Source organism: Stenotrophomonas maltophilia (assembly GCF_900186865.1).
GTDB lineage: Bacteria > Pseudomonadota > Gammaproteobacteria > Xanthomonadales > Xanthomonadaceae > Stenotrophomonas > Stenotrophomonas maltophilia.
In genome coordinates this window covers 918,152-944,219 of the sequence record NZ_LT906480.1, presented here as the reverse complement: position 1 = coordinate 944,219, position 26,068 = coordinate 918,152, and the positions used below count along the sequence as shown (strand labels likewise).

The 26,068-nt window shown below is 64.6% G+C and carries 33 protein-coding genes; 4 read left to right on the top strand and 29 right to left on the bottom strand.

Translation table 11 applies throughout. The annotated features are described in order from the left end of the window. Positions 1-316 precede the first annotated feature (316 nt). The 3 genes from CKW06_RS04405 to CKW06_RS04395 all read right to left on the bottom strand — a co-directional run bounded on the left by CKW06_RS04405 (position 317) and on the right by CKW06_RS04395 (position 2,650). Positions 317-931, bottom strand: a complete 615-nt coding sequence (locus CKW06_RS04405) for an RluA family pseudouridine synthase (protein WP_024958803.1) — start codon at positions 929-931, stop codon at positions 317-319. A gap of 122 nt (positions 932-1,053) precedes the next feature. Continuing rightward, on the bottom strand, positions 1,054-2,040 hold the full coding sequence (locus CKW06_RS04400; protein ID WP_004153634.1) for a malate dehydrogenase: 987 nt from the start codon (positions 2,038-2,040) through the stop codon (positions 1,054-1,056). 118 nt (positions 2,041-2,158) lie between these two features. Further along, a complete protein-coding gene (locus CKW06_RS04395) occupies positions 2,159-2,650 on the bottom strand; it encodes a peptidylprolyl isomerase (protein WP_005408225.1) in 492 nt (163 codons plus the stop codon). Positions 2,651-2,923: 273 nt separating this feature from the next. Here CKW06_RS04395 and typA point away from each other — a divergent pair, with 273 nt between their 5' ends. Genes typA through CKW06_RS04380 form a run of 3 tightly spaced genes read left to right on the top strand, consistent with a single transcriptional unit; the run spans position 2,924 to position 6,914 of the window. Then, positions 2,924-4,771: a translational GTPase TypA gene (gene typA / locus CKW06_RS04390; protein ID WP_024958804.1), complete on the top strand. Its 1,848-nt coding sequence runs from the start codon at positions 2,924-2,926 to the stop codon at positions 4,769-4,771. Between the two features lie 11 nt (positions 4,772-4,782). Next, positions 4,783-5,250 (top strand): DUF2127 domain-containing protein, encoded by a 468-nt coding sequence (locus CKW06_RS04385; protein ID WP_005408223.1) that lies wholly within the window; start codon positions 4,783-4,785, stop codon positions 5,248-5,250. A gap of 41 nt (positions 5,251-5,291) precedes the next feature. Further along, positions 5,292-6,914 carry an amidase gene (locus CKW06_RS04380; protein ID WP_012479241.1) on the top strand — a complete coding sequence of 541 codons (1,623 nt, stop codon included), beginning with the start codon at positions 5,292-5,294 and terminating at the stop codon, positions 6,912-6,914. Positions 6,915-7,005: 91 nt separating this feature from the next. Here the strand turns inward: CKW06_RS04380 and CKW06_RS04375 are convergent, their stop codons facing one another. Both CKW06_RS04375 and CKW06_RS04370 read right to left on the bottom strand, forming a co-directional pair. Beyond that, complete coding sequence (locus tag CKW06_RS04375) at positions 7,006-8,190, bottom strand: mechanosensitive ion channel family protein (protein WP_032964881.1); 1,185 nt, start codon at positions 8,188-8,190, stop codon at positions 7,006-7,008. An 851-nt stretch (positions 8,191-9,041) separates the two neighbouring features. Beyond that, on the bottom strand, positions 9,042-10,433 hold the full coding sequence (locus CKW06_RS04370) for a class II 3-deoxy-7-phosphoheptulonate synthase (protein ID WP_012479239.1): 1,392 nt from the start codon (positions 10,431-10,433) through the stop codon (positions 9,042-9,044). A gap of 222 nt (positions 10,434-10,655) precedes the next feature. Between CKW06_RS04370 and CKW06_RS04365 the strand changes: the two genes are divergently transcribed. Then, positions 10,656-12,782 carry a TonB-dependent receptor gene (locus tag CKW06_RS04365; RefSeq protein ID WP_024957316.1) on the top strand — a complete coding sequence of 709 codons (2,127 nt, stop codon included), beginning with the start codon at positions 10,656-10,658 and terminating at the stop codon, positions 12,780-12,782. Positions 12,783-12,903: 121 nt separating this feature from the next. Here the strand turns inward: CKW06_RS04365 and CKW06_RS04360 are convergent, their stop codons facing one another. The 24 genes from CKW06_RS04360 to rplB form a co-directional block, all read right to left on the bottom strand. Beyond that, complete coding sequence (locus CKW06_RS04360) at positions 12,904-13,410, bottom strand: disulfide bond formation protein B (RefSeq protein ID WP_024957317.1); 507 nt, start codon at positions 13,408-13,410, stop codon at positions 12,904-12,906. A gap of 241 nt (positions 13,411-13,651) precedes the next feature. Then, a complete protein-coding gene (rplQ, locus tag CKW06_RS04355; protein WP_005408217.1) occupies positions 13,652-14,035 on the bottom strand; it encodes a 50S ribosomal protein L17 in 384 nt (127 codons plus the stop codon). A gap of 191 nt (positions 14,036-14,226) precedes the next feature. Then, a complete protein-coding gene (locus CKW06_RS04350) occupies positions 14,227-15,225 on the bottom strand; it encodes a DNA-directed RNA polymerase subunit alpha (protein ID WP_005408216.1) in 999 nt (332 codons plus the stop codon). A 55-nt stretch (positions 15,226-15,280) separates the two neighbouring features. Beyond that, positions 15,281-15,910: a 30S ribosomal protein S4 gene (rpsD, locus tag CKW06_RS04345; protein WP_004145446.1), complete on the bottom strand. Its 630-nt coding sequence runs from the start codon at positions 15,908-15,910 to the stop codon at positions 15,281-15,283. 15 nt (positions 15,911-15,925) lie between these two features. Continuing rightward, a complete protein-coding gene (rpsK, locus tag CKW06_RS04340) occupies positions 15,926-16,315 on the bottom strand; it encodes a 30S ribosomal protein S11 (protein ID WP_004145443.1) in 390 nt (129 codons plus the stop codon). An 11-nt stretch (positions 16,316-16,326) separates the two neighbouring features. Continuing rightward, entirely contained in the window at positions 16,327-16,683 is a 357-nt protein-coding gene (rpsM, locus tag CKW06_RS04335) for a 30S ribosomal protein S13 (RefSeq protein ID WP_004154500.1), read from the bottom strand. Between the two features lie 347 nt (positions 16,684-17,030). Next, positions 17,031-18,398 carry a preprotein translocase subunit SecY gene (secY, locus tag CKW06_RS04330; protein WP_005408215.1) on the bottom strand — a complete coding sequence of 456 codons (1,368 nt, stop codon included), beginning with the start codon at positions 18,396-18,398 and terminating at the stop codon, positions 17,031-17,033. 7 nt (positions 18,399-18,405) lie between these two features. After that, on the bottom strand, positions 18,406-18,849 hold the full coding sequence (gene rplO, locus CKW06_RS04325) for a 50S ribosomal protein L15 (RefSeq protein ID WP_004154498.1): 444 nt from the start codon (positions 18,847-18,849) through the stop codon (positions 18,406-18,408). Between the two features lie 6 nt (positions 18,850-18,855). After that, entirely contained in the window at positions 18,856-19,047 is a 192-nt protein-coding gene (gene rpmD / locus CKW06_RS04320; RefSeq protein ID WP_005408214.1) for a 50S ribosomal protein L30, read from the bottom strand. Further along, the gene (gene rpsE / locus CKW06_RS04315) at positions 19,040-19,582 is read right to left on the bottom strand and encodes a 30S ribosomal protein S5 (RefSeq protein ID WP_005408213.1); all 543 of its coding nucleotides are present in this window, start codon (positions 19,580-19,582) and stop codon (positions 19,040-19,042) included. The genes rpmD and rpsE overlap by 8 nt, the downstream gene beginning before the upstream one ends. A 161-nt stretch (positions 19,583-19,743) precedes the next feature. Further along, positions 19,744-20,103, bottom strand: a complete 360-nt coding sequence (gene rplR / locus CKW06_RS04310; RefSeq protein WP_024957318.1) for a 50S ribosomal protein L18 — start codon at positions 20,101-20,103, stop codon at positions 19,744-19,746. Positions 20,104-20,183: 80 nt separating this feature from the next. Further along, the gene (gene rplF / locus CKW06_RS04305; protein ID WP_005408211.1) at positions 20,184-20,708 is read right to left on the bottom strand and encodes a 50S ribosomal protein L6; all 525 of its coding nucleotides are present in this window, start codon (positions 20,706-20,708) and stop codon (positions 20,184-20,186) included. Between the two features lie 18 nt (positions 20,709-20,726). Beyond that, positions 20,727-21,125 (bottom strand): 30S ribosomal protein S8, encoded by a 399-nt coding sequence (gene rpsH / locus CKW06_RS04300; RefSeq protein ID WP_005408210.1) that lies wholly within the window; start codon positions 21,123-21,125, stop codon positions 20,727-20,729. A gap of 258 nt (positions 21,126-21,383) precedes the next feature. Beyond that, positions 21,384-21,689 (bottom strand): 30S ribosomal protein S14, encoded by a 306-nt coding sequence (gene rpsN / locus CKW06_RS04295; protein ID WP_005408209.1) that lies wholly within the window; start codon positions 21,687-21,689, stop codon positions 21,384-21,386. A gap of 18 nt (positions 21,690-21,707) precedes the next feature. After that, entirely contained in the window at positions 21,708-22,250 is a 543-nt protein-coding gene (rplE, locus tag CKW06_RS04290; protein WP_004154491.1) for a 50S ribosomal protein L5, read from the bottom strand. Between the two features lie 11 nt (positions 22,251-22,261). Then, positions 22,262-22,579: a 50S ribosomal protein L24 gene (gene rplX, locus CKW06_RS04285; RefSeq protein WP_004154490.1), complete on the bottom strand. Its 318-nt coding sequence runs from the start codon at positions 22,577-22,579 to the stop codon at positions 22,262-22,264. A 16-nt stretch (positions 22,580-22,595) separates the two neighbouring features. Next, positions 22,596-22,964: a 50S ribosomal protein L14 gene (rplN, locus tag CKW06_RS04280; protein WP_004145357.1), complete on the bottom strand. Its 369-nt coding sequence runs from the start codon at positions 22,962-22,964 to the stop codon at positions 22,596-22,598. A gap of 11 nt (positions 22,965-22,975) precedes the next feature. Then, complete coding sequence (gene rpsQ / locus CKW06_RS04275) at positions 22,976-23,245, bottom strand: 30S ribosomal protein S17 (protein WP_004154489.1); 270 nt, start codon at positions 23,243-23,245, stop codon at positions 22,976-22,978. An 11-nt stretch (positions 23,246-23,256) separates the two neighbouring features. Beyond that, the gene (gene rpmC / locus CKW06_RS04270) at positions 23,257-23,442 is read right to left on the bottom strand and encodes a 50S ribosomal protein L29 (RefSeq protein ID WP_004154487.1); all 186 of its coding nucleotides are present in this window, start codon (positions 23,440-23,442) and stop codon (positions 23,257-23,259) included. Further along, a complete protein-coding gene (gene rplP, locus CKW06_RS04265; protein ID WP_004154486.1) occupies positions 23,442-23,855 on the bottom strand; it encodes a 50S ribosomal protein L16 in 414 nt (137 codons plus the stop codon). The genes rpmC and rplP overlap by 1 nt, the downstream gene beginning before the upstream one ends. A 5-nt stretch (positions 23,856-23,860) precedes the next feature. Next, a complete protein-coding gene (gene rpsC / locus CKW06_RS04260; RefSeq protein ID WP_004145350.1) occupies positions 23,861-24,595 on the bottom strand; it encodes a 30S ribosomal protein S3 in 735 nt (244 codons plus the stop codon). 18 nt (positions 24,596-24,613) lie between these two features. Then, positions 24,614-24,949, bottom strand: a complete 336-nt coding sequence (rplV, locus tag CKW06_RS04255; protein WP_004145348.1) for a 50S ribosomal protein L22 — start codon at positions 24,947-24,949, stop codon at positions 24,614-24,616. Positions 24,950-24,961: 12 nt separating this feature from the next. Beyond that, positions 24,962-25,231 (bottom strand): 30S ribosomal protein S19, encoded by a 270-nt coding sequence (gene rpsS / locus CKW06_RS04250; RefSeq protein WP_004154485.1) that lies wholly within the window; start codon positions 25,229-25,231, stop codon positions 24,962-24,964. Positions 25,232-25,237: 6 nt separating this feature from the next. Continuing rightward, positions 25,238-26,065, bottom strand: a complete 828-nt coding sequence (rplB, locus tag CKW06_RS04245; RefSeq protein ID WP_004145339.1) for a 50S ribosomal protein L2 — start codon at positions 26,063-26,065, stop codon at positions 25,238-25,240. Between the last annotated feature and the right edge of the window lie 3 nt (positions 26,066-26,068).

The following is a 26,068-nucleotide window of genomic DNA, read 5'->3' as shown; positions in this document are numbered from 1 at the left end:
TAGATCCACGCCATGCGTGGATGACTCATTCGATATCTGAAAGAAAAATCGTGTCGACCAAGGTCGACACCTACCAACAGCCGTGCGGAACAACGTCGCAGTTACCAACAGCCGAGTGAACCTGTCGAAGGCGGGGCGGTGTCGGAGTGCGGGGTGTCAGCCGCATGGATGCGGCTGCCAAGCCTACAGGGAAGTACTTGCGGCGCCCCCGCACTCCGACACCGTCCCGCCAACCCACGGATAGCCCGCCTTTGACGTTGACGTTGACGTTGCTCTGGCTCGTAGCAGGTGCAGGGCTGCAAGCCCTGCCGACCCCCTAGAACGGAGCCGCGGACTCGAACGCGAGCACCTCGCCCGTCAGCGGATGCGTGAACCGCAGGCTGCGTGCATGCAGATGCACGCGGTGCGCCGGTGCCGCGTCATACAGCACGTCGCCAACAATCGGATGGCCAATACTGGCCATGTGCAACCGCAGCTGATGGCTGCGGCCAGTGATCGGTTCCAACGCCACGCGCGTGCGCCGCGCTTCTACATCACGCGCCAGTACGCGCCAGCGGGTCAACGCCGGCTTGCCGCGTTCGTGATCGACCATCTGCTTCGGCCGGTTCGGCCAGTCCACGATCAACGGCAGGTCCACTTCACCGGAATCACCCTCGAGCAGCCCCTGCACCACCGCTTCATACCGCTTGCCAACCTGGCGCTGCTCGAACTGCATCGACAACGCCGCCTGCATGTCCTTGCCACGCGCATGCAGCAGCAGGCCGGAGGTCACCTGGTCCAGCCGGTGCACGGTCAACGCATCCGGATACAGCGCCTGCAGGCGCGCGACCACGCAGTCCTGGTTCTCGGCGCTGCGGCCGGGTACGGACAACAGGCCAGCCGGCTTCTCGGCCACCAGCAGTGCGTCATCGATGTAGTGCAGGTGGATCATGCGGTTCCAGGAATTCCAAATGAAAACGGGGAAGCCGAAGCCTCCCCGTTTTCTGCGTACCAACCAACGGTCGGTACCTACCTTGATGGAAGACGTACCGGCCGGAGCCGGTACCGCCTGCATCAGCCCAGCAGGTGGGCGACGCCGGCGCGCTCTTCTTCCAGCTCGGCCAGGGTCTTGTCGATGTACTTCTGGCTGAAGTCGTCGATCGGCAGGTCCTTGACCAGGGTGTACTTGCCGTTCTCGGTGGTCACCGCGAAGCCGAAGATCACGCCTTCCGGAATGCCGTAGGAACCGTCGGACGGCACGCCCATGGTGACCCACTTGCCGTTGCTGCCCAGCACCCAGTCACGCACGTGGTCGATCGCTGCGTTGGCGGCCGAAGCAGCCGAGGACGAGCCACGGGCTTCGATGATCGCCGCGCCGCGCTTGCCGACGGTCGGGATGAAGGTGTTGGCGTTCCACTCCTGGTCGTTGATCGCATCGGCGATCGACGCACCATCGGCGGTGGCGAAACGGTAGTCCGGGTACATGGTCGGGCTGTGGTTGCCCCACACCACCAGCTTCTCCATGCCACCGACCGGCTTGCCGAGCTTGGTCGACAGCTGGCTCAGCGCGCGGTTGTGGTCCAGGCGCAGCATGGCGGTGAAGTTTTCCGGCTTCAGGTCCGGGGCCGACTTCATCGCGATGTAGGCGTTGGTGTTGGCCGGGTTGCCGACCACCAGCACCTTCACGTCACGGCTGGCGACCTTGTTCAGCGCTGCACCCTGGGCGGTGAAGATCTTGGCGTTCTCCAGCAGCAGGTCCTTGCGCTCCATGCCCGGGCCGCGCGGACGTGCGCCGACCAGCAGGGCGATGTCGGCGTCCTTGAACGCGACTTCGGCGTCATCGGTGCCGACCATGCCGGCCAGCAGCGGGAAGGCACAGTCTTCCAGCTCCATCATCACGCCCTTCAGGGCGGCCTGGGCCTTGTCCACCGGCAGTTCCAGCAGCTGCAGGATGACCGGCTGGTCCTTGCCCAGCATTTCGCCGGAGGCGATGCGGAACAGCAGGGCATAACCGATCTGGCCGGCGGCGCCGGTCACGGCAACACGAACGGGTGCTTTCATGGGGGTTTCCTCTTGCTTGCAAGCGTTTGATGGGACGCCGCGGGCAGAGCCACGCAGGCCAGGCGGGCGGCGGGGAACAGGGAAACGGCCACCCATGGGTGGCCGTTTCGAAGGGGGATCAGGCGGCGAGGTGCTTGTTCCACTCCGCGACGCGGTCGGCCTGGGCGGCCAGCACGGCGTCGACGTCGCCTTCCAGGGTGATCGAATGGATCACGTCGCCCTGCTTGACCGAATCAACGATGGCCTGGCCTTCCAGGACCTTGCCGAAGACGGTGTGGCGGCCGTCCAGCCAGTCGGTCTTGATGTGGGTGATGAAGAACTGGCTGCCGTTGGTGTTCGGGCCGGCGTTGGCCATCGACAGCGAGCCGACCTCGTGCTTCACGCCGTTCTTCTCGTCTTCGAACTTGTAGCCCGGGCCGCCGGTGCCACGACCCTGCGGGCAGCCGCCCTGGATCATGAAGTCGGCGATCACGCGGTGGAAGATCAGGCCGTCATAGAAGCCGTGCTTGACCAGGTTCACGAAGTTGGCCACGGTCAGCGGCGCCTTGTCGGCGAACAGCTCGACCTTGATCGGGCCCTGGGTGGTGTCGAAAGTGGCGATGAGGGACATGAAGATCCTTGATGCAGAGGGGAACGCGTCTAGCCACCTAGTTTACACCTGCCTCGTGGCGGCGGCGGCTTCGACCATCGGTGAAGAACCCGGCTTCAGCCCATGGACGGGAAGCCGCGTCTCCGGGCGCTGGCGGCCCCGGCCGACGCGGCGGACAGCCAGCTGAATGGGCCCCGCGACGGATGTGAAATCCACCTTTTCGCGAATCGTCAAGTTCGACGTATAATGTTGGACTTCTTTTTCCAAATCCGGCGCCGACTGGCCCCCTTTCGTATGTCCATCGAAAATCTTCGCAACATCGCCATCGTCGCCCACGTCGACCATGGCAAGACCACCCTGGTCGACCAGCTGCTGAAGCAGTCCGGCACCCTGTCCGAGCGCACCGTCCTCGCCGAGCGCGTGATGGACAGCAACGACCAGGAAAAGGAACGCGGCATCACCATCCTGGCCAAGAACACCGCCATCACCTGGGAAGACAAGAGGACCGGCATCAAGAACCGGATCAACATCGTCGACACCCCCGGCCACGCCGACTTCGGTGGTGAGGTCGAGCGCGTGCTGTCGATGGTCGATACCGTGCTGATCCTGGTCGACGCGATGGACGGCCCGATGCCGCAGACCCGCTTCGTGACCCAGAAGGCCTTCGCGATGGGCTTCAAGCCGATCGTCGTGGTCAACAAGGTCGACCGTCCGGGCGCCCGTCCGGAATGGGTGATCGACCAGGTCTTCGACCTGTTCGACAAGCTCGGCGCCACCAACGAGCAGCTGGACTTCCCGATCGTCTACGCCTCGGGCCTGAACGGCTATGCCGGCCTGGAAGACACCGTGCGCGACGGCGACATGACCCCGCTGTACGAAGCGATCATGCAGCACGCGCCGAAGCCGGAAGTGGATCCGGAAGGCCCGTTCCAGATGCGCATCAGCCAGCTGGACTACAACAACTTCGTGGGCGTGATCGGCATCGGCCGCATCCAGCGCGGCACCCTGAAGAAGAACATGCAGGTCGCGGTCATCGACCGTGAAGGCAAGAAGCGCAACGGCAAGGTGCTGCAGGTGCTGGGCTTCATGGGCCTGGAGCGCATCGAGCAGGATTCGGCCGAGGCCGGCGACATCGTGGCCATCTCCGGCATCCAGGAGCTGACCATCTCCGACACCATCTGCGCACCGGACTTCCCGGAAGCGCTGCCGGCGCTGACCGTCGACGAGCCGACCATCTCGATGACCTTCCAGGTCAACAACTCGCCGTTCGCCGGCAACAAGGACCTGTCCGGTGGCAAGTTCCTGACCAGCCGCCAGATCAAGGACCGCCTGGACCGTGAAAAGGTCCACAACGTGGCCCTGAAGGTCGAGCAGCTGGAAGACGCCGACAAGTTCCTGGTCTCCGGCCGTGGCGAACTGCACCTGTCGGTGCTGATCGAGAACATGCGCCGCGAAGGCTACGAGCTGGCCGTGTCGCGCCCGGAAGTGATCATCAAGGAAATCGACGGCCAGCTGATGGAGCCGATCGAGCAGCTGGTGGTGGACATCGAAGAAATCCACCAGGGCGGCGTGATGGAAAAGCTGGGCACCCGCAAGGGCCAGCTGAAGAACATGGAATCGGACGGCAAGGGCCGCGTGCGCCTGGAGTACCAGATCCCGGCCCGTGGCCTGATCGGTTTCCAGAACGAGTTCAAGACCCTGACCCAGGGTTCGGGCCTGCTGTTCCACGTGTTCGACCACTACGGTCCGAAGGAACAGGGCGCGATTGCCAAGCGCATCAACGGCGTGATGATCGCCAATGCACCGGGCACCACGCCGGCCTACTCGCTGGGCCCGCTGCAGGAGCGCGGCAAGCTGTTCGCTGCTGAAGGCGACAACGTGTATGAAGGTCAGCTGGTCGGCATCCACTCCAAGGACAACGACCTGACCGTCAACGCGATCAAGACCAAGCCGCTGACCAACATGCGCGCTTCGGGCAAGGACGATGCGATCCAGCTGACCCCGGCGATCAAGTACTCGCTGGAACAGGCCCTGGACTTCATCGAAGACGACGAGCTGGTCGAGATCACCCCGAAGGAGATCCGCCTGCGCAAGAAGTTCCTGACCGAGAGCGATCGCAAGAAGGCTTCGCGCGGCGGCTGAGCCAGCACCCCGTGAACCAGAGCGGCTACAACCCGGATCCACACCGGCATCCGGGTCTGCACGTCATCGCCCTGCTCGAAGCGAGCAAGGCGATGCTGGCGCTGTTGGCCGCCACCGGGCTGGAAGTGCTCGGACCGCAGCCGCTGCGGCACGGCATCATGGCCCTGATCCGGCGTTTCAGCCTGGATCCGGACCATGGCACCCTGCCCTCGCTGCTGCACATGATCAGCCCCGACGCGGTCCACCTGGCCGCGGCGGGGATGATCGGCTACGGCCTTCTGCACCTGGTCGAAGCCTGGGGCCTGTGGCGGGCCAAGGCCTGGGCGTCCTGGCTGGGCTGCCTGACCGCCGCCCTGTACCTGCCTTTCGACATCTTCGCGATCATCCGCCATCCCGGCTGGCCGTCATGGACGATCCTGGCGATCAACCTGATCGTGGTCTACGTCCTCGCCCGCGACCTGCGCAAGCGCCACCGCTGAGCACCGGCTACACTGGGGATTGGAGCCGACCAAGCCGCCCCATGCGCCCGTCCTTGCCGCCTCTGCTGACCTGCCTGCTCGCCGCGCTTCCGGCGCTGCTTTCGGCTGGCTGCAGCCCGGCCACGCCCAGCGCGCATGCGGCCGAACCTGCGAGCCGCAACGTGCCGTTCCCGTACGCCGAAACCGATGTCGCCGACCTGCAGGCGCGGATGACTGCCGGAGATCTGGACAGCACCACCCTGACCCAGGCCTACCTGCAGCGTATTGCCGCCCTGGACCGCACCGGGCCCCGCCTGCGCGCGGTGATCGAGCTCAACCCCGACGCCCTGAAGGAAGCCGCCGCACGCGACCGCGAGCGCCGCGAAGGGCGCCTGCGTGGGCCGCTGCATGGCATCCCCCTGCTGCTGAAGGACAACATCAACGCCGCACCGATGGTCACCAGTGCCGGCTCGCTGGCCCTGCAGGGCTTCCGTCCGGACGATGCCTACCTGGTACGCCGGCTGCGCGAGGCTGGCGCCGTAGTGCTGGGCAAGACCAACCTCAGCGAGTGGGCCAACTTCCGCGGCAATGACTCCATCTCCGGCTGGAGCGCGCGCGGCGGCCAGACCCGCAACCCCTACCGCATCAGCCATTCACCGTGCGGCTCCAGCAGCGGCAGCGCGGTGGCCGTGGCCGCCAACCTGGCCAGCGTGGCGATCGGCACCGAAACCGACGGCAGCATCGTCTGCCCGGCCGCGATCAACGGCGTGGTCGGTCTGAAGCCGACGGTCGGGCTGGTCAGTCGTGATGGCATCGTGCCGATCTCCTTCAGCCAGGACACCGCCGGCCCGATGACCCGCAGCGTCGCCGATGCTGCCGCCGTGCTGACTGCGATCGCCGGCCGCGATGACGCCGATCCCGCCACCGCGACCATGCCCGGCCGTGCGGTCTACGACTACACCGCGCGCCTGGACCCGCAGGGCCTGCGCGGCAAACGCATCGGTCTGCTGCAGACGCCGCTGCTGAAGTACCGCGGCATGCCGCCGCTGATCGATCAGGCAGCGACCGAGCTGCGTCGCGCCGGCGCCGTGGTGGTGCCGGTGGAGCTGCCCAACCAGGGCGCGTGGGCCGAGGCTGAGCGCACGCTGCTGCTGTACGAGTTCAAGGCCGGGCTGGAGCGCTACTTCAGCGCCCACCGCGCGCCACTGCGCAGCCTGGCCGAACTGATCGCCTTCAACCAGGCGCACAGCAAGCAGGAACTGGGCCTGTTCGGCCAGGAGCTGCTGGTGGAGGCCGATGCCACCACCGGCCTGGCAGACCCTGCCTACATCCGCGCGCGCAGTGATGCGCGCCGGTTGGCCGGTCCGGAAGGCATCGATGCAGCCCTCGCCGCCCATCAGCTCGATGCGCTGGTGGCGCCGACCACCGGTGTGGCGTGGCCGATCCGCAGCGAAGGCGACGACTTCCCCGGCGAGAGCTACAGCGCCGCTGCCGTGGCCGGTTACCCGAGCCTGACCGTGCCGATGGGCCAGATCAACGGCCTTCCCGTCGGCCTGCTGTTCATGGGCACCGCCTGGAGCGAGCCGAAGCTGATCGAAATGGCCTACGCCTACGAGCAGCGCACCCGTGCGCGGCGGCCGCCACACTTTGATACCGATGCGCTGATCGACGCCGGCGAGCCCTGAGCTCCGGTGACGCCGCGACATCTTGCTTCCGGTAGTGCCGGCCGCTGGCCGGCAGCTCGATCGCTCCGGCGTTGCCGGCCAGCGGCCGGCACTACCGATCCTGTGGCTCCACCGGCACGATCGCCGCCTCACCATCTTCAGCACCTGGCGAACGCACATCCGCAGTGCGTGCACGTGGACCACGCGGCATATCCAGCTGGTCTTCGTGTTGCAGCCGCGCACGCACCTGCGGCAGCGACTGCGGATGCTCACGTGCGAGGAAATCGAGCATGCGTTCGCGCACCAGGCAGCGAAGATCAAAGGCATCACCGGAACTGCGCGCGCTGACCAGCAGGCGCACCTGGATCGCGCGCTCGTTGGTTTCGGTCACCTGGGTCACGCAGACGCGCCCATCCCATAGCGCCTGGCCATGGCAGATGCGCTCCAGCTCGGCACGGATCGCCGCGATCGGTGCCCGATAGTCCAGCCACAGAAACGCAGTGCCGAGCAGATCGGCACTGCGCCGCGTCCAGTTCTGGAACGGGTTCTCGATGAACCAGGTCAAGGGCACCACCATCCGCCGCTCATCCCAGATCCGCACGACCACGTAGCTGCTGCCGATCTCCTCGATGCGTCCCCACTCGCCTTCGACGATAACCACGTCGTCCAGGCGGATCGGCTGCGTCAGTGCGATCTGCAGGCCGGCGATGAGGTTGCCGAACACCGGCTTGGCGGCGATGCCCGCCACCAGCCCGATCAGGCCCGCCGACGCCAGCAGCGCCGTGCCGATCTTCTGCACCATCGGGAAGGTCAACAGCACCAGCGACGCACCGAGCACGATGATGCCACCCATCAGCACCCTGCTGAGCACGCGCGTCTGGGTCTGGATGCGGCGTGCCTCCAGGTTGTCGGAGACATCGATGGGATGGCTGCGCAGGATCGCGCGCTCGCCCGCCGCCACCGCGCGTACCAGCAGCCAGACGAAGCAGGCCATCAACGCAATGTGCAGTCCGTGCTGCAGATGGCCCAGCAACGGATCCTGCAGCGGCGTCGCCTGCAAGGCGGGAATCAGCAGCAGCAGCGGCCACGCGGTGGCCAGCGGCAACCCGAGTACTCGACCGATACGCGCACGTCGGCGATCACGCCCTTTCAGTCGGTGATAGATCCACAGGATCAGCCACGCGCCTATGCCGCCCACCACTACGGCCAATCCCAACGGCCATGCGTAGGCCTGTGCGCTCTGCCAGTGCACCGTTGCCACCTCCAGTCGAACAACCAGGTGGACAGCCTCGCGCATGGCGCATGAGCGTCACGTCAGTCGTTTGTAAGGAGGGTGTTGGTCGGCAGGGCTTGCAGCCCTGCACCTGCTACGTGCCGGAGCAACAGCCGAAGCAGAAGCAGAAGCAGAAGCGGATTTCCTGTGGGATGGCGGGGTGGGTCCGGTTGCGGGGGTCGCTGCAAGTCCCCCTCCGGGGCCCGGCCCAGCCGCCGGCGGCTGTGCGTTCGGGCGCTTGCAAAGCAGTGCTTCGCAAGCAAAGCGCCCTCACCCATGTAAGCTCGGTCGCCGCTTGCTCGTGTGCGCAGTCCTGGGCACACGGCAAGACCGGGGTTGGGCGTCCTGCCCAACCCGCCCGAGGCATGCCTCGGGCCCATGCGGCTCGCGCCCCCGCAACCGGACCCACCCCGCCTTCGACAGTTTTCTGCGATCTGTCGGAAGCTGCTGCTGATGGTGGGTGCCGACCGTTGGTCGGCACGGGGTCGGAGCCCATTTTGAATACTGCTATCTGACAGAAAAATCGGGTCGACCAACGGTCGACACCTACCAACAGCCGCGCATGCCAATCGCCGCAGTTACCAGTAGATCCACGCCATGCGTGGATGATTCATTCGACATCTGACAGATGTGCCGACCAACGGTCGGCACCCACCAATAGCGACCTGAACCTGTCTAAGGTGGGGCGGTGTCGGAGTGCGGGGTGTCAGCCGCATGGATGCGGCTGCCAAGCTTACAGGGACGTACTTGCAGCGTCCCCGCACTCCGACACCGCCCCGCCAGCCCACGGAATGCATGCTGTTGCCGCTGCTTCGGCTTTTGCCGTTGACGTTGATTGCACCAGGTGCAGGGCTGCAAGCCCTGCCGCAACACACTTACCGCACCTGCTCCTGCTTGCGCACGATCGCCATCGCGATCTCCAGCGACTGCTCGTAATTCAACCGCGGGTCCACCGTTGAGCGATACGCACGCTCCAGGTCACGCTCGGTCAGTTCGCGCGCACCACCGGTGCATTCGGTCACGTCCTCGCCGGTCAGCTCCAGGTGCACGCCACCCAGGCGCGTGCCCGCGGCCGCATGCAGATCAAACGACATCTCCACTTCGCCACGCACATTGTCGAAGCGACGCGTCTTGAAGCCATTGGCAGTGCTTTCGGTGTTGCCATGCATCGCATCGCACACCCACAGCACGCGGCGGCCATCACGCTTGACGGCATCCAGCAGCGGCGGCAGCTTCTCGGCGATCTGCGCCGCACCCATGCGGTGGATGAAGCTCAGTCGACCCGGTTCGTCGTGCGGGTTGAGCACATCGATCAGGCGCAGCAGCTGGTCCGGCGTCACCGACGGGCCGACCTTGATCGCAATCGGATTGCGCACGCCACGCAGGTATTCCACGTGCGCGCCATCGAGCGCAGCCGTGCGCATGCCGATCCACGGGTAATGCGTGCTCAGGTTCAACCAGCCCTGCTGGCGCGGCACCTGGCGGGTCAGCGCCTGCTCGTAGGGCAGCAGCAGTGCTTCATGCGAGGTGTAGAAGTCGATGCGATTGAGGTTGTGCACGCGGGCCCCGGCCAGGGTCTCCATGAAGTGCACCGCATCGCCGATCGAGGCCACCATCTTCTGGTACTCGGCCGCCAGCGGCGAGTGGCTTACCCACTCCAGGTTCCAGTATTCGGGGTGGTGCAGGTCGGCGAAACCACCGTCGATCAGCGCACGCACGAAGTTCATCGTCATCGCCGAATGCGCGTGGGCCTGCAGCATCCGCTTCGGGTCCGGCAGACGCGCTGCTTCAGTGAAAGCGGGGGCGTTGATCACATCGCCGCGGTAGCTCGGCAGGGTCACGCCGTCGCGGGTCTCGGTATCGGCCGAACGCGGCTTGGCGTACTGGCCGGCGAAGCGGCCGACGCGGATCACCGGCTGGCGCAGGCCGTGCACCAGCACCAGGCTCATCTGCAACAGTACCTTCAGCCGGTTGGAGATGGTGCCCGATTCGCAGTCGCTGAAGTTCTCGGCGCAGTCGCCGCCCTGCAGCAGGAAGCGCTTGCCTTCCTGGGCCTCGGCCAGCTGCTGCTTCAGCGCCAGGATCTCCCAGGAGGTGACCAGCGGTGGCAGCCGCTTAAGCTCGTGCAGGGCCGCCTCCAGGGCTACCGGGTCGGGATAGGTCGGCATCTGCAGCGCGGTCTTGCCCCGCCAGCTCTCCGGCGACCAGGCAGCGCCGGCGGCGGTCGCGGCGGGATCGGGCACGGGCGGAACGGCGGACAGGCTCATTGCAGACTTCCGGGATGGGGGGGCGGTCATGGTCGCAGAGCCGGCCGCTGACGCAAAGGGCCGGTCCGGCCTACCGGCTCGCCTGAACGGCAGAGAAAGGCCGACGCCAGCGGCCAGATCCTGCATGGTCAGCCGCCCGGGACAGGCGCATGATTTGTTACGAAGTAACACTTCAATGTCATGGACCGGCCCCTTCCACATCCAGCCGCCACCTCTCCCACCATGAAGCCCTCGCCCCTCGCTACCGGCATCACCTTCGCCCTGGCCCTGGCCAGCCTGCCCGCCTTCGCCTCGGCAGCCGACGCCCCCGCTTCGTCCGTCAAGGATCTGGATGCGGTCACCGTCCACGCCCAGCTCGACCAGGCCCGCAACACGCTGTCGCCGGACATCGGCAGCAGCCAGTACCAGATCACCGCCGAGGACATCCAGAAGCAGCCGCTGGGTGCCTCCGCGCCACTCAGCCAGGTACTGCTGCAGGCCCCTGGCGTGGTCCAGGACTCCTATGGCGGCGTGCATGTGCGTGGCGACCACGCCAACCTGCAGTACCGCATCAACGGCGTGCTGCTGCCCGAATCGATCTCCGGCTTCGGCCAGACCCTGGACGCGCGCACCATCAAGAGCATCCGCCTGATGGACGGCGCACTGCCGGCGCAGTTCGGCGAGCGCACCGCAGCGGTGGTCGACATCACCACCCGCAACGGTGCCGAGCTGGGCAATGGCGGCAGCGCGGGGCTGACCACCGGCTCGTTCGGCAAGATCAATCCGAACGCCTCCTGGTGGGGCAACCAGGGGCGCTGGAGCTGGTTCCTGACCGGCAACTACGACCAGCATGAGGTCGGCCTGGAGAACCCCACCAACTCACGCAAGCCGCCGCACGACGATACTCACCAGGGAAAGGCCTTCGCCGACCTCACCTACCTGGTCAACGACAACACCCGCCTGAGTGTGTTCGCCGGTTTCGCCAACAACCGCTTCCAGATCCCGGTCAACCCGGGCCAGACGCCAAAGTTCGGATATCTGGACACCACCACCTTCGACTCCAGCCAGCTGGATGAGACCCAGCGCGAGACCACCCGCTTCGGCATGCTGGTGCTGCAGGGCACGCTGGGCAGCACCGCGTACCAGCTATCGGCCGGACAGCGCTACAGCGACGTGGCGTTCAACCCGGACGTGGTGGGCGACCTGGTGTTCAGCGGCGTCGCCTCGCAGGTCCAGCGCAGCAACCGCGCCAACACCCTGCAGGCCGACTTCTCAACGCCGTTGGGCAACGACCACACGCTGCGCTATGGCCTGTACGGCAATTACGAGAACGCGCGGGCCAGCAGCAACAGCTGGGTGTTCCCGGTTGATGACGGCGGCCAGCAGTCCGGCACGACACCGCTGTTGATCCCCGACCGCAGCGCGTTCCACGCCAGTACGCTGGCACTGTACGCGCAGGACGAGTGGAAGATCGGCGACGACTGGACCGTGAACTACGGCCTGCGTGGCGACCGCTACAAGGCCTTCGGCCGCACCGAAGGCCAGCTCAGCCCGCGCGTGGGCGTGGTCTGGAATGCCAGCGACAGCACCACCATGCACGCCGGCTATTCGCGCTACTTCACGCCACCGGCCAGCGAGTTGATTGCCAGCAGCGACATCGCGCTGTACGACGGCACCACCAACCAGCAGCCCAGCGGCGGCAACAACACGCCGCTGGCCGAGCGCAGCGACTACTACGACATCGGCGTCTCGCAGCAACTGGGCGAGCACCTGACCCTGGGCCTGGACGCGTATGACCGACGCGTCGCACGCCTGCAGGACGAAGGCCAGTTCGGCGCTGCCTACATCTATTCGACCTTCAACTACCGCCGTGGCCACATCCGTGGCCTGGAGTTCAGTGCCGACTACAGCAACGGTCCGTTCAGTGCCTACTTCAACGCCGCGCTGAACAAGGCCATCGGTACCGACGTCATCACCGGCCAGTACAACCTCGATCCGGAAGCGCTGGCCTATGTGGCCAACCACTGGATCCACCTCGACCACGACCAGAAGCTGACATCATCGGGTGGTCTCAGCTACGCCTTCGCCGGACACAACCGGATCGGTGCCAACTACGTGTTCGGCAGCGGCCTGCGTTCGGACATCGAAGGCGTACCCAACGGCGGCGAGCTGCCGTCGTACCTGCAGGTGAACCTCAGCGCCGGGCACGACTTCAATGCCGACAGCGGCCATCCATTGCACGTCCAACTGGCCGTCATCAACGCACTGGATCGCAGCTACCAGCTGCGCGACGGTGGCGGTGTCGGCGTCTTCGCCCCGCAGTGGGGACCGCGCCGAGGTGCTTACCTGAGCCTGCAGCAGGACTTCTGAGGTAGTGCCGGCCGCTGGCCGGCATCCTCACGGTGTGCCGGCCAGCGGCCGGCACTACCCTGCGTCAACGATTGGGGTCAGAGCCCTTTGCGATGCCAAGGGACCCGACCCCGTTTCGCTTTCAGCGCTTGACCTTGCCCAGCGACACCACGAGCGCCCACAACGCCAGCAGCACGAACCACGCGCCCGACCACATCGGCATGGTCAGGCCCAGGAAGGTCCAGTCGATGTTGCCGCAGTTGCCGGTACCGGTCAGTACCGTGCGGAATACTTCCAGCGGCCCCATGGTCTCGCTCAGGAACGCCAGCGGCGGGCCACAGGTGGAACCCATTTCCGGGGGCAGCATCTGCACGTAGACGTGGCGCGCGGCGATGCCGGCCCCCACTGCGGCGGCAATGAACGCCAGCACGCCATAGGTCGCGCGTCCCGGGCGGTTGGAGGGCCCGTGCAGCGCACCGATCAGGAACAGCAGGCCGAGCGCGGCAAAGGCCAGACGCTGGAAGATGCACAGCGGACACGGCTCCAGGCCCATCTTCAACTGCAGGAAGATCGCGTAGCCAAGCAGGCCCGCGCAGATCAGGAAGCCCAGCAAGAACTGGGCGCGGAAGGGCCAGCGCAGTGGATTCATCGTCAACGCTCAAATGGATCAGGCGCCAAGCGTAACCGAGAGTGCGTGCCATTCGAACCGCCACAGGTGACGCCTGTCGGAACGGTGCGGGTCAGATCCCAGTGCGAATGCAAAGGGCTCTGGCCTGCGGTGCTGCCTGCCCGGGGTCAGGGCCCTTTCCTGCGGAAAGGGATCCGAGCCCTGGAAACGCAAAAGCCCGGCAGAGGCCGGGCTTTCGCTGTGTCGCGTTGGAGCGGTCCGATTACTCGGCCACTTCCTCGGCCACGACCGGACGGTCAACCAGCTCGACGTAGGCCATCGGCGCGTTGTCGCCGGCGCGGAAGCCGCACTTCAGCAGGCGCAGGTAGCCGCCCGGACGGTTCGCGTAGCGCGGGCCCAGGATGGTGAACAGGTTGCCCACGGCTTCGTTGTCGCGCAGGCGGGCGAAGGCCAGACGGCGGTTGGCGACGGAGTCGACCTTGGCCAGGGTGATCAGCGGCTCGGCAACGCGGCGCAGTTCCTTGGCCTTCGGCAGGGTGGTCTTGATCAGCTCGTGCTTGAACAGCGAGGCGGCCATGTTCTTGAACATCGCTTCGCGGTGGGCGCTGGTGCGGCTGAACTTACGGCCAGACTTCTGGTGACGCATGGTGATATTCCTTGGTTAATGATGTGGCTGTGTGGATCGTTGTCGCCATCCTGGCGTTGCTGCGCGGACTGCGGATGGTCCTGGCCGCCCGTCCTGGACGACCTGCCGCGCGAACCTGCGGTTCGTCATGGCATGGTGTGTTGCGTTGAAGGCCCCACCGCGAACGGTGGAGCCTTCAGGCATTACCGATCTCAGCCCAGCATGCCGTGGCTGGCGACACCGGCCGGCGGCCAGTTCTCCAGCTTCATGCCGAGCGACAGGCCGCGCTGAGCCAGCACTTCCTTGATCTCGGTGAGCGACTTCTTGCCCAGGTTCGGGGTCTTCAGCAGCTCCACTTCGGTCTTCTGGATCAGATCGCCGATGTAGTAGATGCTTTCAGCCTTCAGGCAGTTGGCCGAACGCACGGTCAGCTCCAGATCGTCGATCGGGCGCAGCAGCACCGGATCCACGCCGTTGTTTGCCGGCTTGGCCGCACCGCGGTCGCGGTGGGTGAAGTCACCGAACACCGACAGCTGGTCGCTGAGGATGTCGGCGGCGGTGCGCACGGCTTCCTCGGCGTCGATGGTGCCGTTGGTCTCGATATCGATGACCAGCTTGTCCAGGTCGGTACGCTGTTCGACGCGGGCCGCTTCCACGGCATAGGCGACGCGGCGGACCGGCGAGAACGAGGCATCCAGGACCAGGCGGCCGATGGCACGGGTTTCTTCGTCCGGACGACGACGCGCGGCAGCCGGCTGGTAGCCGAAACCACGTTCGATCTTCAGACGCATGTTGATTGCCGTGTCCTTGGTCAGGTGGCAGATCACATGGTCGCCGTTCAGGATCTCCACATTGTGGTCGACCTTGATGTCGGCAGCGGTGACAACGCCCGGGCCCTGCTTGGACAGGGACAGGGTGGCGCTGTCGCCGGAGTGCATACGGATGGCCACGTCCTTGAGGTTCAGCAGGACTTCGAGCACGTCCTCCTGCAGACCTTCGACCGTGGTGTACTCATGCAACACGCCGTCGATTTCGACTTCCGTGATGGCGAAGCCCGGGATGGACGACAGCAGCACGCGACGCAGGGCATTACCCAGCGTATGCCCGTAACCCCGCTCCAAAGGTTCGATAACGACCTTTGCACGGGTGTCGGTAAGGCGTTCGATCTGCGGACCGCGAGGACGCAGAACCTGGTTGGCGGTAACCGTCATGTTGCGGGTTCTCCTAGTGAACCCCCGGCCGTCGCCGGGGGCTCTCCAATGTGAATTACTTCGAATACAGCTCGACGATCAGCGCTTCGTTGATGTCCGCAGGCAGATCCGAACGATCCGGAACAGCCTTGAAGATGCCGGTGAACTTGCCGGAATCCACTTCAACCCACGACGGGCTCAGGTCATGCTGGGCGGCGACGGTCAGGGCTTCCTGGACGCGCAGCTGCTTGGCAGCCTTTTCAGACAGAGCGATGGCGTCGCCAGCCTTGACCTGGTACGAAGCCAGGTTGACCGACTTGCCATTCACGGTGACGCCGCGGTGCGACACCAGCTGACGGGCAGCCGGACGGGTCACGGCGAAGCCCATGCGGTAGACGACGTTGTCCAGGCGGGTTTCCAGCAGCTGCAGCAGGTTCTCGCCGGTGTTGCCCTTCTTGGTCGAGGCCTTCTTGTAGTAGTTGCGGAACTGACGCTCCAGCAGGCCGTAGATACGCTTGACCTTCTGCTTTTCACGCAGCTGGGTGGCGTAGTCGGACAGCTTGCCCTTGCGGGCAGTGGCGCCGTGCTGGCCGGGCTTCTGCTCCAGCTTGCACTTCGAGTCCAGCGCACGCGCCGGGCTCTTCAGGGACAGGTCGGCGCCTTCGCGACGGGCGAGCTTACAGGTAGGACCGATATAACGAGCCATTTCTTATCGCTCCCTTTAGACGCGACGCTTCTTCGGCGGACGGCACCCGTTGTGCGGGATAGGCGTCACGTCGATGATGTTGGTGATCTTGTAGCCGACGTTGTTCAACGAACGCACGGCCGACTCACGGCCCGGACCCGGGCCCTTGATGCGGACTTCCAGCGACTTCACGCCGTAGTCCAGCGCAGCACGACCGGCCTTTTCAGCGGCCACCTGGGCAGCGAACGGGGTCGACTTGCGCGAACCGCGGAAGCCAGCGCCACCGGAGGTCGCCCACGACAGAGCGTTGCCCTGGCGGTCGGTGATGGTGACGATGGTGTTGTTGAACGAAGCGTGGACGTGGGCAACGCCGTCGGTGACGACGCGCTTGATCTTCTTCTTGGTCTTAGCAGCGGGCTTAGCCATTTCTCAGTCCCTTACTTCTTGATCGCCTTGCGCGGACCCTTGCGGGTGCGGGCGTTGGTACGGGTGCGCTGGCCACGCAGCGGGAGGCCACGACGGTGACGCAGGCCGCGGTAGCAGCCCAGGTCCATCAGGCGCTTGATCGCGATGCCGATCTCACGGCGCAGATCGCCTTCCACGATGTACTTGCCGACTTCGGCGCGCAGGCGCTCGATTTCCGGCTCCGACAGATCGCGGATCTTGGTGGTCGAAGCAACGCCTGCGACTTCGCAGACCTTCTTCGAACGGGTACGGCCGATGCCGTAAATGCTTTGCAACCCGACCCAGACATGCTTCTGGGCTGGCAGGTTGACGCCTGCAATACGCGCCATGACGCGGTTCTCCAGCTGAGTGATGGCCGACAGCGCGCCTCGGGCACGCCAATCCGGCAGGATGGATCAAAAAAGTGAACTAGCGATACTAACAAGGTTCCGGTTTACATGGAAGCCCGTGAAACCATTGGTTTCATGAACCCGGCCTGGGGAGTGTGCCCAGGCTCCGGCGCCGGATGGGGTTGGACCTGGGGTTTCCCCCGGGGCCGCCCGCGCTACTCCAGCGCGGGACCACCTCATCACACCCCCACCCGGAACCGCTGCGGGGGCCGCCCTTCGTTTGTGTGGCCGGAGTCCGCGAAGCGGAGGGACCATCACGTCAGGAAGACGAAAGTATAACAGGCCAATCAGCCGCGGGCAAAACCGCCGCGGTTGCCGCCCTTCAGGTTGGCCTTCTTCAGCAGGCTCTCGTACTGGTGGGACATCAGGTGCGCCTGCACCTGGGCGATGAAGTCCATCACCACCACCACCACGATCAGCAGCGAAGTACCACCGAAGTAGAACGAGGCGTTCAGCTGCGTGCGCATCAGTTCCGGCAGCAGGCAGACGATCACCAGGTAGGCCGAGCCGGCTGCGGTCAGGCGGGTCAGCACGCCGTCGATGTAATCGGCGGTGGCCTTGCCCGGACGGATGCCCGGAATCAGCGCGCCCGACTTCTTCAGGTTGTCGGCGGTTTCCTGCGAGTTGAACACCAGCGCGGTATAGAAGAACGCGAAACCGGTGATCAGCGCAGCGAACACGATCATGTGCAGCGGCTCGCCCGGGCCGAGGGCATTGGCGACCTTCTGCAGGACCTGGCCGAAGCTGCTCTGGTTGGCAGCCTGGCCGGACCACATGGCCAGGGTGGCCGGGAAGGCCAGCAGGCTCGAGGCGAAGATCGCCGGGATGACGCCGGCCATGTTGAGCTTCAGCGGCAGGAACGAGGTCTGGTTCATGTACGCGTTGCGACCGCCCTGGCGGCGCGCGTAGTTGACCGTGATCCGGCGCTGGCCACGCTCGACGAACACCACGAAGAAGGTGAAGGCGAGCACGACGATGGCGATCAGCAGCAGCTGGATGAACTGGATGTTGCCGTCGCGGTAGGCGTCGAAGGTGTGGATGATCGCACCCGGCAGGCCTGCGACGATACCGGCGAAGATGATCAGCGACACGCCGTTGCCGATGCCGCGCTCGGTGACCTGCTCACCGACCCACATCAGGAACATGGTGCCGGCGGTCAGCGCGACCACGGCGGTGAGCACGAAGCCCATGCCCGGCGCGTACACGACCGGAGCGCCCGACGGCGAGACCTGGCCCTGCAGGGCCAGCGCGATCGAGCCGCCCTGCACCACTGCCAGCAGCACGGCGCCGATGCGCGAATACTGGGTGATCTTGCGGCGGCCGGACTCACCTTCCTTCTGCATCGCCTTCAGGGCGGGGAAGATGTGCACGGCCAGCTGCATCACGATCGATGCCGAGATGTACGGCATCACGTTCAGCGCGAAGATGCTGAAACGGTGCAGGGCGCCGCCCGAGAACATGTTGAACATGTCCACGATGCCGCCGCCCTGCTGTTGCATCATGGCAAGCATGGCATCGGGATTGACGCCCGGCACCGGCACGTAGCAGCCGATGCGATAGACGATCAAAGCCCCGACGACGAACAGCAAACGTTGGCGAAGTTCAGTGAACTTGCCCATTCCGCCCGCGAGGTTACCGATGCCAGCTTGCGCCATGATTTTCTTACTCCGTTACGCTGCCGCCGGCAGCTTCGATCGCGGCCTTGGCACCCGCCGTGGCAGCAATACCCTTCAGGGTGAACGCCTTGGTCACTTCGCCCTTGACGACGACCTTGGCCTTCTTGGCAGTGCTCGGGACCAGCTTGGCAGCACGCAGGGCGGCGAAGTCGATCTCACCGGCCGGCAGCTTGTCCAGCGCGTACAGCAGCACTTCAGCGGTGTCCTTGGCGATCGGCGAACGGAAGCCGATCTTCGGCAGACGACGCTGCATGGGGGTCTGGCCGCCTTCGAAGCCAGCCTTGATCTTGCCGCCACCCTTGCGGGCGAACGAACCCTTGTGGCCGCGGCCGGCAGTCTTGCCCAGGCCCGAGCCGATACCGCGACCGACGCGGGTACGCTCGGTGCGGGCGCCCGGTGCCGGGCTCAGTTCATTGAGACGCAGAGTCATGGTCGATTACTCCTCAACCTGGACGAGGTACTGAACCTTGTTGATCAGGCCGCGCACCTGCGGGCTGTCCTTCAGTTCACGCACATCGTTGAGCTTGTTCAGGCCCAGGGCACGCACCGACAGGCGGTGACGCGACTGGGTGCCACGCAGGCCACGCACCAGGCGGACCTTGACAGTCTTGTTGGACTCATTAGCCATGGTTGAGTTCCTCCACCTTCTTGCCGCGCTTGGCCGCGATGCGGGCCGGCGACTGCGCAGCAGACAGGCCCTTCACGGTGGCACGCACCAGGTTGATCGGGTTGCGCGAACCGGTGGCCTTGGCCAGCACGTTCTTCACGCCAACCGCTTCCAGCACGGCGCGCATGGCACCGCCGGCGATGACGCCGGTACCTTCCGAAGCCGGCTGCATGAACACGCGGGCTGCGCCGTGACCATCCTTGATGGTGTGCCACAGGGTGCCGTTGTTCAGGTCAACGCTGACCAGGTTCTTGCGGGCCTGTTCCATCGACTTCTGGATGGCGACCGGCACTTCGCGGGCCTTGCCATAACCGAAACCGACCTTGCCTTCGCCGTCGCCGACAACGGTCAGGGCGGTGAAGGTGAACTGGCGGCCACCCTTGACGGTCTTGCTGACGCGGTTGACCGCGACCAGCTTTTCGATCATGCCGTCGTCGATCTTCTCTTCGCGGTTACGGTCGCGATCGCGACCCCGCTGCTGACGCTCTTCTGCCATGTTGATTCCTTGGTTGTTTGGGTATGTACGGCTCGAAGCCGCTTATGGTTGTGGCGTGACGCGGCGTTCCGGTGGGCCGCTGCAGAAGAGCGGCGCCGTCCAGCCTCACTCAGGCTGGCGAGCAGGCAGGCAGGAGGCCAATGGCCCCCTGCCCTTGTCCCTTAGAACTGCAGGCCGGCTTCGCGGGCCGCTTCTGCCAGGGCCTTGATGCGGCCGTGGTAGCGGTAGCCCGAACGATCGAAGGCAACCTTCTCGACGCCGGCGGCCTTGGCGCGCTCGGCGACGATGCGGCCAACCTTGGCGGCGGCATCGGCGTTCTTGCCGTTCTTCAGGCCTTCCATGACGTCGGTCTGGGTGGTGTTGGCGGCAGCCAGCACCTTGGAACCGTCGGCGGTGAAGACCTGGGCGTACAGGTGCTGACCGGTGCGCAGCACCGACAGGCGGGCGACGCCGAGCTCACGGATGTGGGCGCGGGTCGACTTGGCGCGACGCAGGCGGGCGATGTTCTTGTTCATTTTGATTATTCCTTGAAAGCTGAAGGAAGAGCTTTTCCCTGAGAAGTCCGCACAGGGATGTGCGGGCTCTTGCGAGGGACTCGCGCTTATGCCTTCTTGGCTTCCTTACGGATGATGACTTCGTCGGAGTACTTCACGCCCTTGCCCTTGTACGGCTCCGGCTTGCGGAACGCACGGATCTTGGCGGCAACTTCACCGACGACCTGCTTGTCAGCGCCCTGGACCAGGATCTCGGTCTGGGTCGGGGTCGACAGGGTGATGCCTTCCGGCGCCACGAACACGACCGGATGCGAGAAGCCCAGCGACAGGCTCAGGTCCTTGCCCTGCATGGCAGCGCGGTAACCCACGCCGACCAGCTCCAGCTTGCGCTCGAAGCCTTCGGACACGCCCTTGACCATGTTGGACAGGATCGCACGCACGGTACCGGTCAGTGCGACCAGGTCGGCGTTCTCGGTGCTCAGGGTGGCAACGCCGTTGTCGACGTTGATGGCAATACCGGCCGGCTTGGCCAGCGACAGGGTGCCCTTCGGGCCCTTGGCGGTGACGCTGTCCGACTGGACGTTCAGTTCAACCTTACCCAGGTCGATCGGCTTCTTGGCTACGCGGGACATAGTTCTACTCCTTTCGCCTTAGGCCACGAAGCACAGGACTTCGCCGCCGACGCCCAGCTGGCGCGCCTGCGCATCAGTCATGATGCCCTTGGAGGTGGAAATGATGGAGATACCCAGGCCGTTCATGACCTTCGGCAGCTCGCTCTTGCCGCGGTACTGGCGCAGGCCCGAACGCGAGAAGCGCTTCAGGGTCGCGATGACCGGCTTGCCTTCGAAATACTTCAGCACGATTTCCAGCTCGGACTTGTTGTTTTCCAGCTGGGTCACGCGCAGGTCGGTGATGTAACCCTCGTCCTTCAGGACCTGGGCGATCGCAACCTTGATCTTGGACGACGGGGCTTTCACCGTCTGCTTGCCAACCGCGGCCGCATTCTTGATGCGGACCAGCAGGTCGGCGATGGGATCAGTCATGCTCATATGAGTACCTTTGAGTGCACCGATATCCGCTTTCGCGAAAATCTGTTGTCTCCTGGAAACGGGCCAGGTCCCTTGTTGCAGTGGGCCGGAAGCCCACTCCTACAACCCCGTCTGCACAGGGCAAGACGCGGGAGTATACGCCAAAAGAGCCCGGCTTGCGCCGGGCTCTTCGGTTTTTTTGCGTCGGGAAGGCTGAATGCCTCCCCTGCCCGGTTCAGGAACCCCCGAAGGGGCTCCTGATCGCAGGGCCGGCTGGGATCACCAGCTGGCCTTGCGCAGACCCGGGACGTCGCCACGCATGGTGGCTTCGCGCAGCTTGTTACGGCCCAGGCCGAACTTGCTGTAGACGCCACGCGGACGACCCGACAGCTCGCAACGGTTGCGCTGGCGGCTCGGCGACGAATCGCGCGGCAGCTTGGCCAGCTTGGTTGCGGCGTCGATCTTCTCTTCGTAGGTCGCGTCCACGGAGGACACGATCTTCTTCAGAGCTGCACGCTTTTCAGCGTACTTCTTTGCCAGCTTTTCCCGCTTGATGTCGCGGTTGACCATGGAGGTCTTTGCCATTTCGGTTTCCTCGACAGATCAGTTACGGAACGGGAACTTGAACGCTGCCAGCAGCGCCTTCGCTTCCGCGTCGGTCTTCGCAGTGGTGGTGATGGCGATATCCATACCGCGGATCGCGTCGACGGCGTCGAAGTCGATTTCCGGGAAGATGATCTGCTCCTTCACACCCATGTTGAAGTTGCCGCGGCCGTCGAAGGAACGACCGGAAACACCACGGAAGTCGCGCACGCGCGGCAGCGAGATGTTGATCAGGCGATCCAGGAACTCGTACATCTTGTGGCGACGCAGCGTGGTCTTGCAGCCGATCGGCCAACCATCGCGGATCTTGAACGACGCAACCGACACACGCGACTTGGTGACAACCGGCTTCTGGCCGGAAATCTTGGTCATGTCGCCGACGGCGTTTTCCAGGATCTTCTTGTTGGTGGCCGCTTCGCCGACACCCATGTTCAGGGTGACCTTGACCAGCTTCGGCACTTCCATCGGATTGGTGTAGCCGAACTGCTTCATCAGCGCCGGCACCACTTCGTCCTTGTAGAACTTTTCGAGACGGGAACTCATCTTCTCATTCCTCAGGCGTCGAGCGCCTCACCGCTGGAGCGGAACACACGCAGTTTGCGTCCATCCTCCAGCACCTTGAAGCCAACGCGTTCGCCCTTGCCCGAAGCCGGGTTCAGAACATTCACGTTGGAGATATGGATCGAAGCTTCGCGCTCGACCACGCCGCCGGCAACACCTGCCTGCGGGTTCGGCTTGGTGTGGCGCTTGACGATGTTCACGTTGGCGACGACCACACGGTCGCCGTCGACGCGGACGACTTCGCCCTGCTTGCCCTTGTCCTTGCCAGCGTTGACGACAACCTGGTCGCCCTTCTTGATACGGTTAGCCATGATTATCTCCTGTCGCTCACAGCACTTCGGGAGCGAGCGAGACGATCTTCATGAACTTCTCCGAACGAAGTTCACGGGTCACCGGCCCGAAGATACGGGTACCGATCGGCTCCTGCTTGCTGTTCAGCAGAACGGCAGCGTTGCCGTCGAAGCGGATCAGCGAGCCGTCGGCGCGACGCACACCCTTGCGGGTACGCACCACGACGGCGTCATACACTTCACCCTTCTTGACCTTGCCGCGCGGAATCGCATCCTTCACGGTGACCTTGATGATGTCGCCGATGCCGGCGTAACGGCGCTTGGAACCACCCAGCACCTTGAAGCACATCACCTGCTTGGCACCCGAATTGTCCGCGACGTCAAGGTAGCTCTGCATCTGGATCATGATTCAGCTCCTTATTCAGCCGCGCGCGTGATGACTTCCACCACGCGCCAGTTCTTGGTCTTGGACATCGGAGCAATCTCGGTCACGCGGACGACATCGCCTTCCTTGCAGGCGTTGTCGGCATCGTGGGCGTGCAGCTTCGTCGAGCGCTTGATGTACTTGCCGTACAGCGCGTGCTTGACCTGACGCTCAACCAGGACGGTAACCGTCTTGTCCATCTTGTTGCTGACGACACGGCCTTCGACCGTGCGCAGCGTCTTCTTTTCAGTATTGTCGCTCATAGCGGCCATCCTTACTTCGTGCTGCCGAGCAGGGTCTTGACGCGAGCAATCTCGCGACGGACCCGGCGAATGTCGTGGGTCTTCGGCAGCTGGCCGGTGACCTGCTGCATACGGACAGAGAACTGTTCCTTACGCAGGTCGATCAGGTGGGCCTTGAGTTCGTCAGCCGACTTTTCACGGAGAGTTTTGATATCCATCAGCGCACCGTACGGGTCACGAAAGTGGTGGTGACCGAGAGCTTGGCGGCGGCCAGGCGGAACGCCTCGCGAGCCACTTCCTCGGAAACACCCTCGATTTCATAGATCATGCGGCCGGGCTGGATCTGGGCCACCCAGTATTCCACGTTACCCTTACCAGAACCCATTCGGACTTCGATGGGCTTCTTGGTGATGGGCTTGTCGGGGAACACGCGGATCCACATCTTGCCGCCGCGCTTGACGTAGCGGCTGATCGAGCGGCGGGCCGCTTCGATCTGACGCGCGGTCAGCTGACCGTGTGCGGTTGCCTTCAGGCCGTATTCGCCGAAGCTGACAGCGTTGGCGCTCCAGCTCAGGCCATCGTTACGGCCCTTGTGTACCTTGCGGTACTTGGTTCGCTTGGGTTGCAACATTGTCGTTACCTCGCTTCACGGGCCGGGCGCTGACGGTCACCACGGTCGCCGCGATCGTGACGATCGTTGCGCGACGGGGTGTCGTCCTGCTTTTCCTGGCCAACCTGGGAGAAATCGAAGACCTCGCCCTTGTAGATCCAGACCTTGATGCCGATGATGCCGTAGGTCGTCTTGGCTTCAGCGAAGCCATAGTCGATGTCGGCACGCAGGGTGTGCAGCGGCACGCGGCCTTCGCGGTACCACTCCGAACGGGCGATTTCTGCACCGTTGAGGCGGCCACCCACGTTGACCTTGATGCCCAGGGCACCCAGGCGCATCGCGTTGCCGACCGAGCGCTTCATTGCGCGGCGGAACATGATGCGACGCTCCAGCTGCTGGGCGATCGACTCGGCAACGAGCTGCGCGTCCAGTTCCGGCTTGCGCACTTCGGTGACGTTGATGTGCGCCGGGACGCCCATCATCTCGCTCACTTCCTTGCGCAGCTTCTCGATGTCCTCACCGCGCTTGCCGATCACCACGCCCGGACGGGCGGTGTGGATCGTCACGCGAGCGGTCTTGGCCGGACGCTCGATCAGGATCTTGCTGATGCCGGCCTGAGCCAGCTTCTTGCGCAGCATTTCGCGCACTTTCAGGTCGGCTGCCAGGTAACCAGCGAACTCGGCCTTGTTGGCGTACCACTTGGAGTTCCAGTCCTTGGAAATGCCGAGGCGGATACCAATCGGATGAACTTTATGACCCATGGTCTTTTCCTTATCCGCTTACTTGGCGGCGCCCACAACCACAGTGATGTGGCTGGTGCGCTTGAGGATGCGGGTACCGCGGCCTTTCGCCCGCGCCATGAAACGCTTCAGGGTCGGACCTTCATCAACCATGATGGTCTGAACCTTCAGCTCGTCGACGTCGGCGCCCTGGTTGTTCTCGGCGTTGGCAATAGCCGACTCCACCACCTTCTTGATCAGGTGGGCAGCCTTCTTGTCCGAGAACTTCAGCAGGTTGACCGCACGCTCGGCCGGCAGACCGCGCACCTGGTCAGCGACCAGACGAGCCTTCTGCGGGGAGATGCGCGCAGTGCGCAGGATGGCTTTCGCTTCCATTGTCATCTCTCCTTACTTGCCCGACTTCTTGTCACCACCGTGACCCTTGAAGGTCCGGGTGATGGCAAATTCGCCGAGCTTGTGGCCGACCATGTTCTCGTTGACGAGAACCGGGATGTGGTTCTTGCCGTTATGCACGGCAATGGTGACGCCTACCATGTCAGGCAGGATCATCGAACGGCGCGACCAGGTCTTGATCGGCTTCTTGCTGCCCGCAGCGGCCTCCACCTTCTTGACGAGGTGGTGATCGACGAACGGGCCCTTCTTGAGTGAACGTGCCATGGTCGATTAGCCCCTACGATCGCGGACGATGAACTGCTGAGTGCGCTTGTTATGGCGCGTCTTGTAACCCTTGGTCGGGACACCCCACGGGGTGACCGGATGCGGGTTACCCTGGCCGGCCTTCGCCTCACCACCACCGTGCGGGTGATCAACCGGGTTCATGGCAGCACCACGAACGGTCGGGCGGACGCCGCGCCAACGCTTGGCACCGGCCTTGCCCAGCTTTTCCAGGCTGTGCTCGTCGTTGCCGACTTCACCGATGGTGGCGCAGCACTCGACCGGAACCTTACGCATTTCACCCGAGCGCAGGCGCAGGGTGGCGTAGATGCCTTCGCGAGCCACCAGCTGCACGGCCGCACCGGCGGCGCGAGCGATCTGAGCGCCCTTGCCCGGCTTCAGTTCGATGCAGTGGATGGTGGTGCCGACCGGGATGTTGCGCAGCGGCAGGGTGTTGCCAGCCTTGATCGGGGCATCCGAACCAGCGATCACCTGATCACCGGCCTTCAGGCCCTTCGGGGCGATGATGTAGCGACGCTCACCGTCGACGTAGCACAGCAGAGCGATGTGCGCGGTGCGGTTCGGATCGTATTCGATGCGTTCCACGCGCGCCGGGATGCCCAGCTTGTTGCGCTTGAAGTCGATGATGCGGTAGTGCTGCTTGGCACCACCACCGACGTGACGCACGGTGATGCGGCCATGGTGGTTACGACCACCCGAGCGGCTCTGCGACTCGACCAGCGCAGCGTGCGGAGCACCCTTGTGCAGGTCGGGAGTGACCACGCGCACGGCCGAACGGCGGCCGGGGGAAGTGGGCTTGAATTTCATCAATGGCATGGG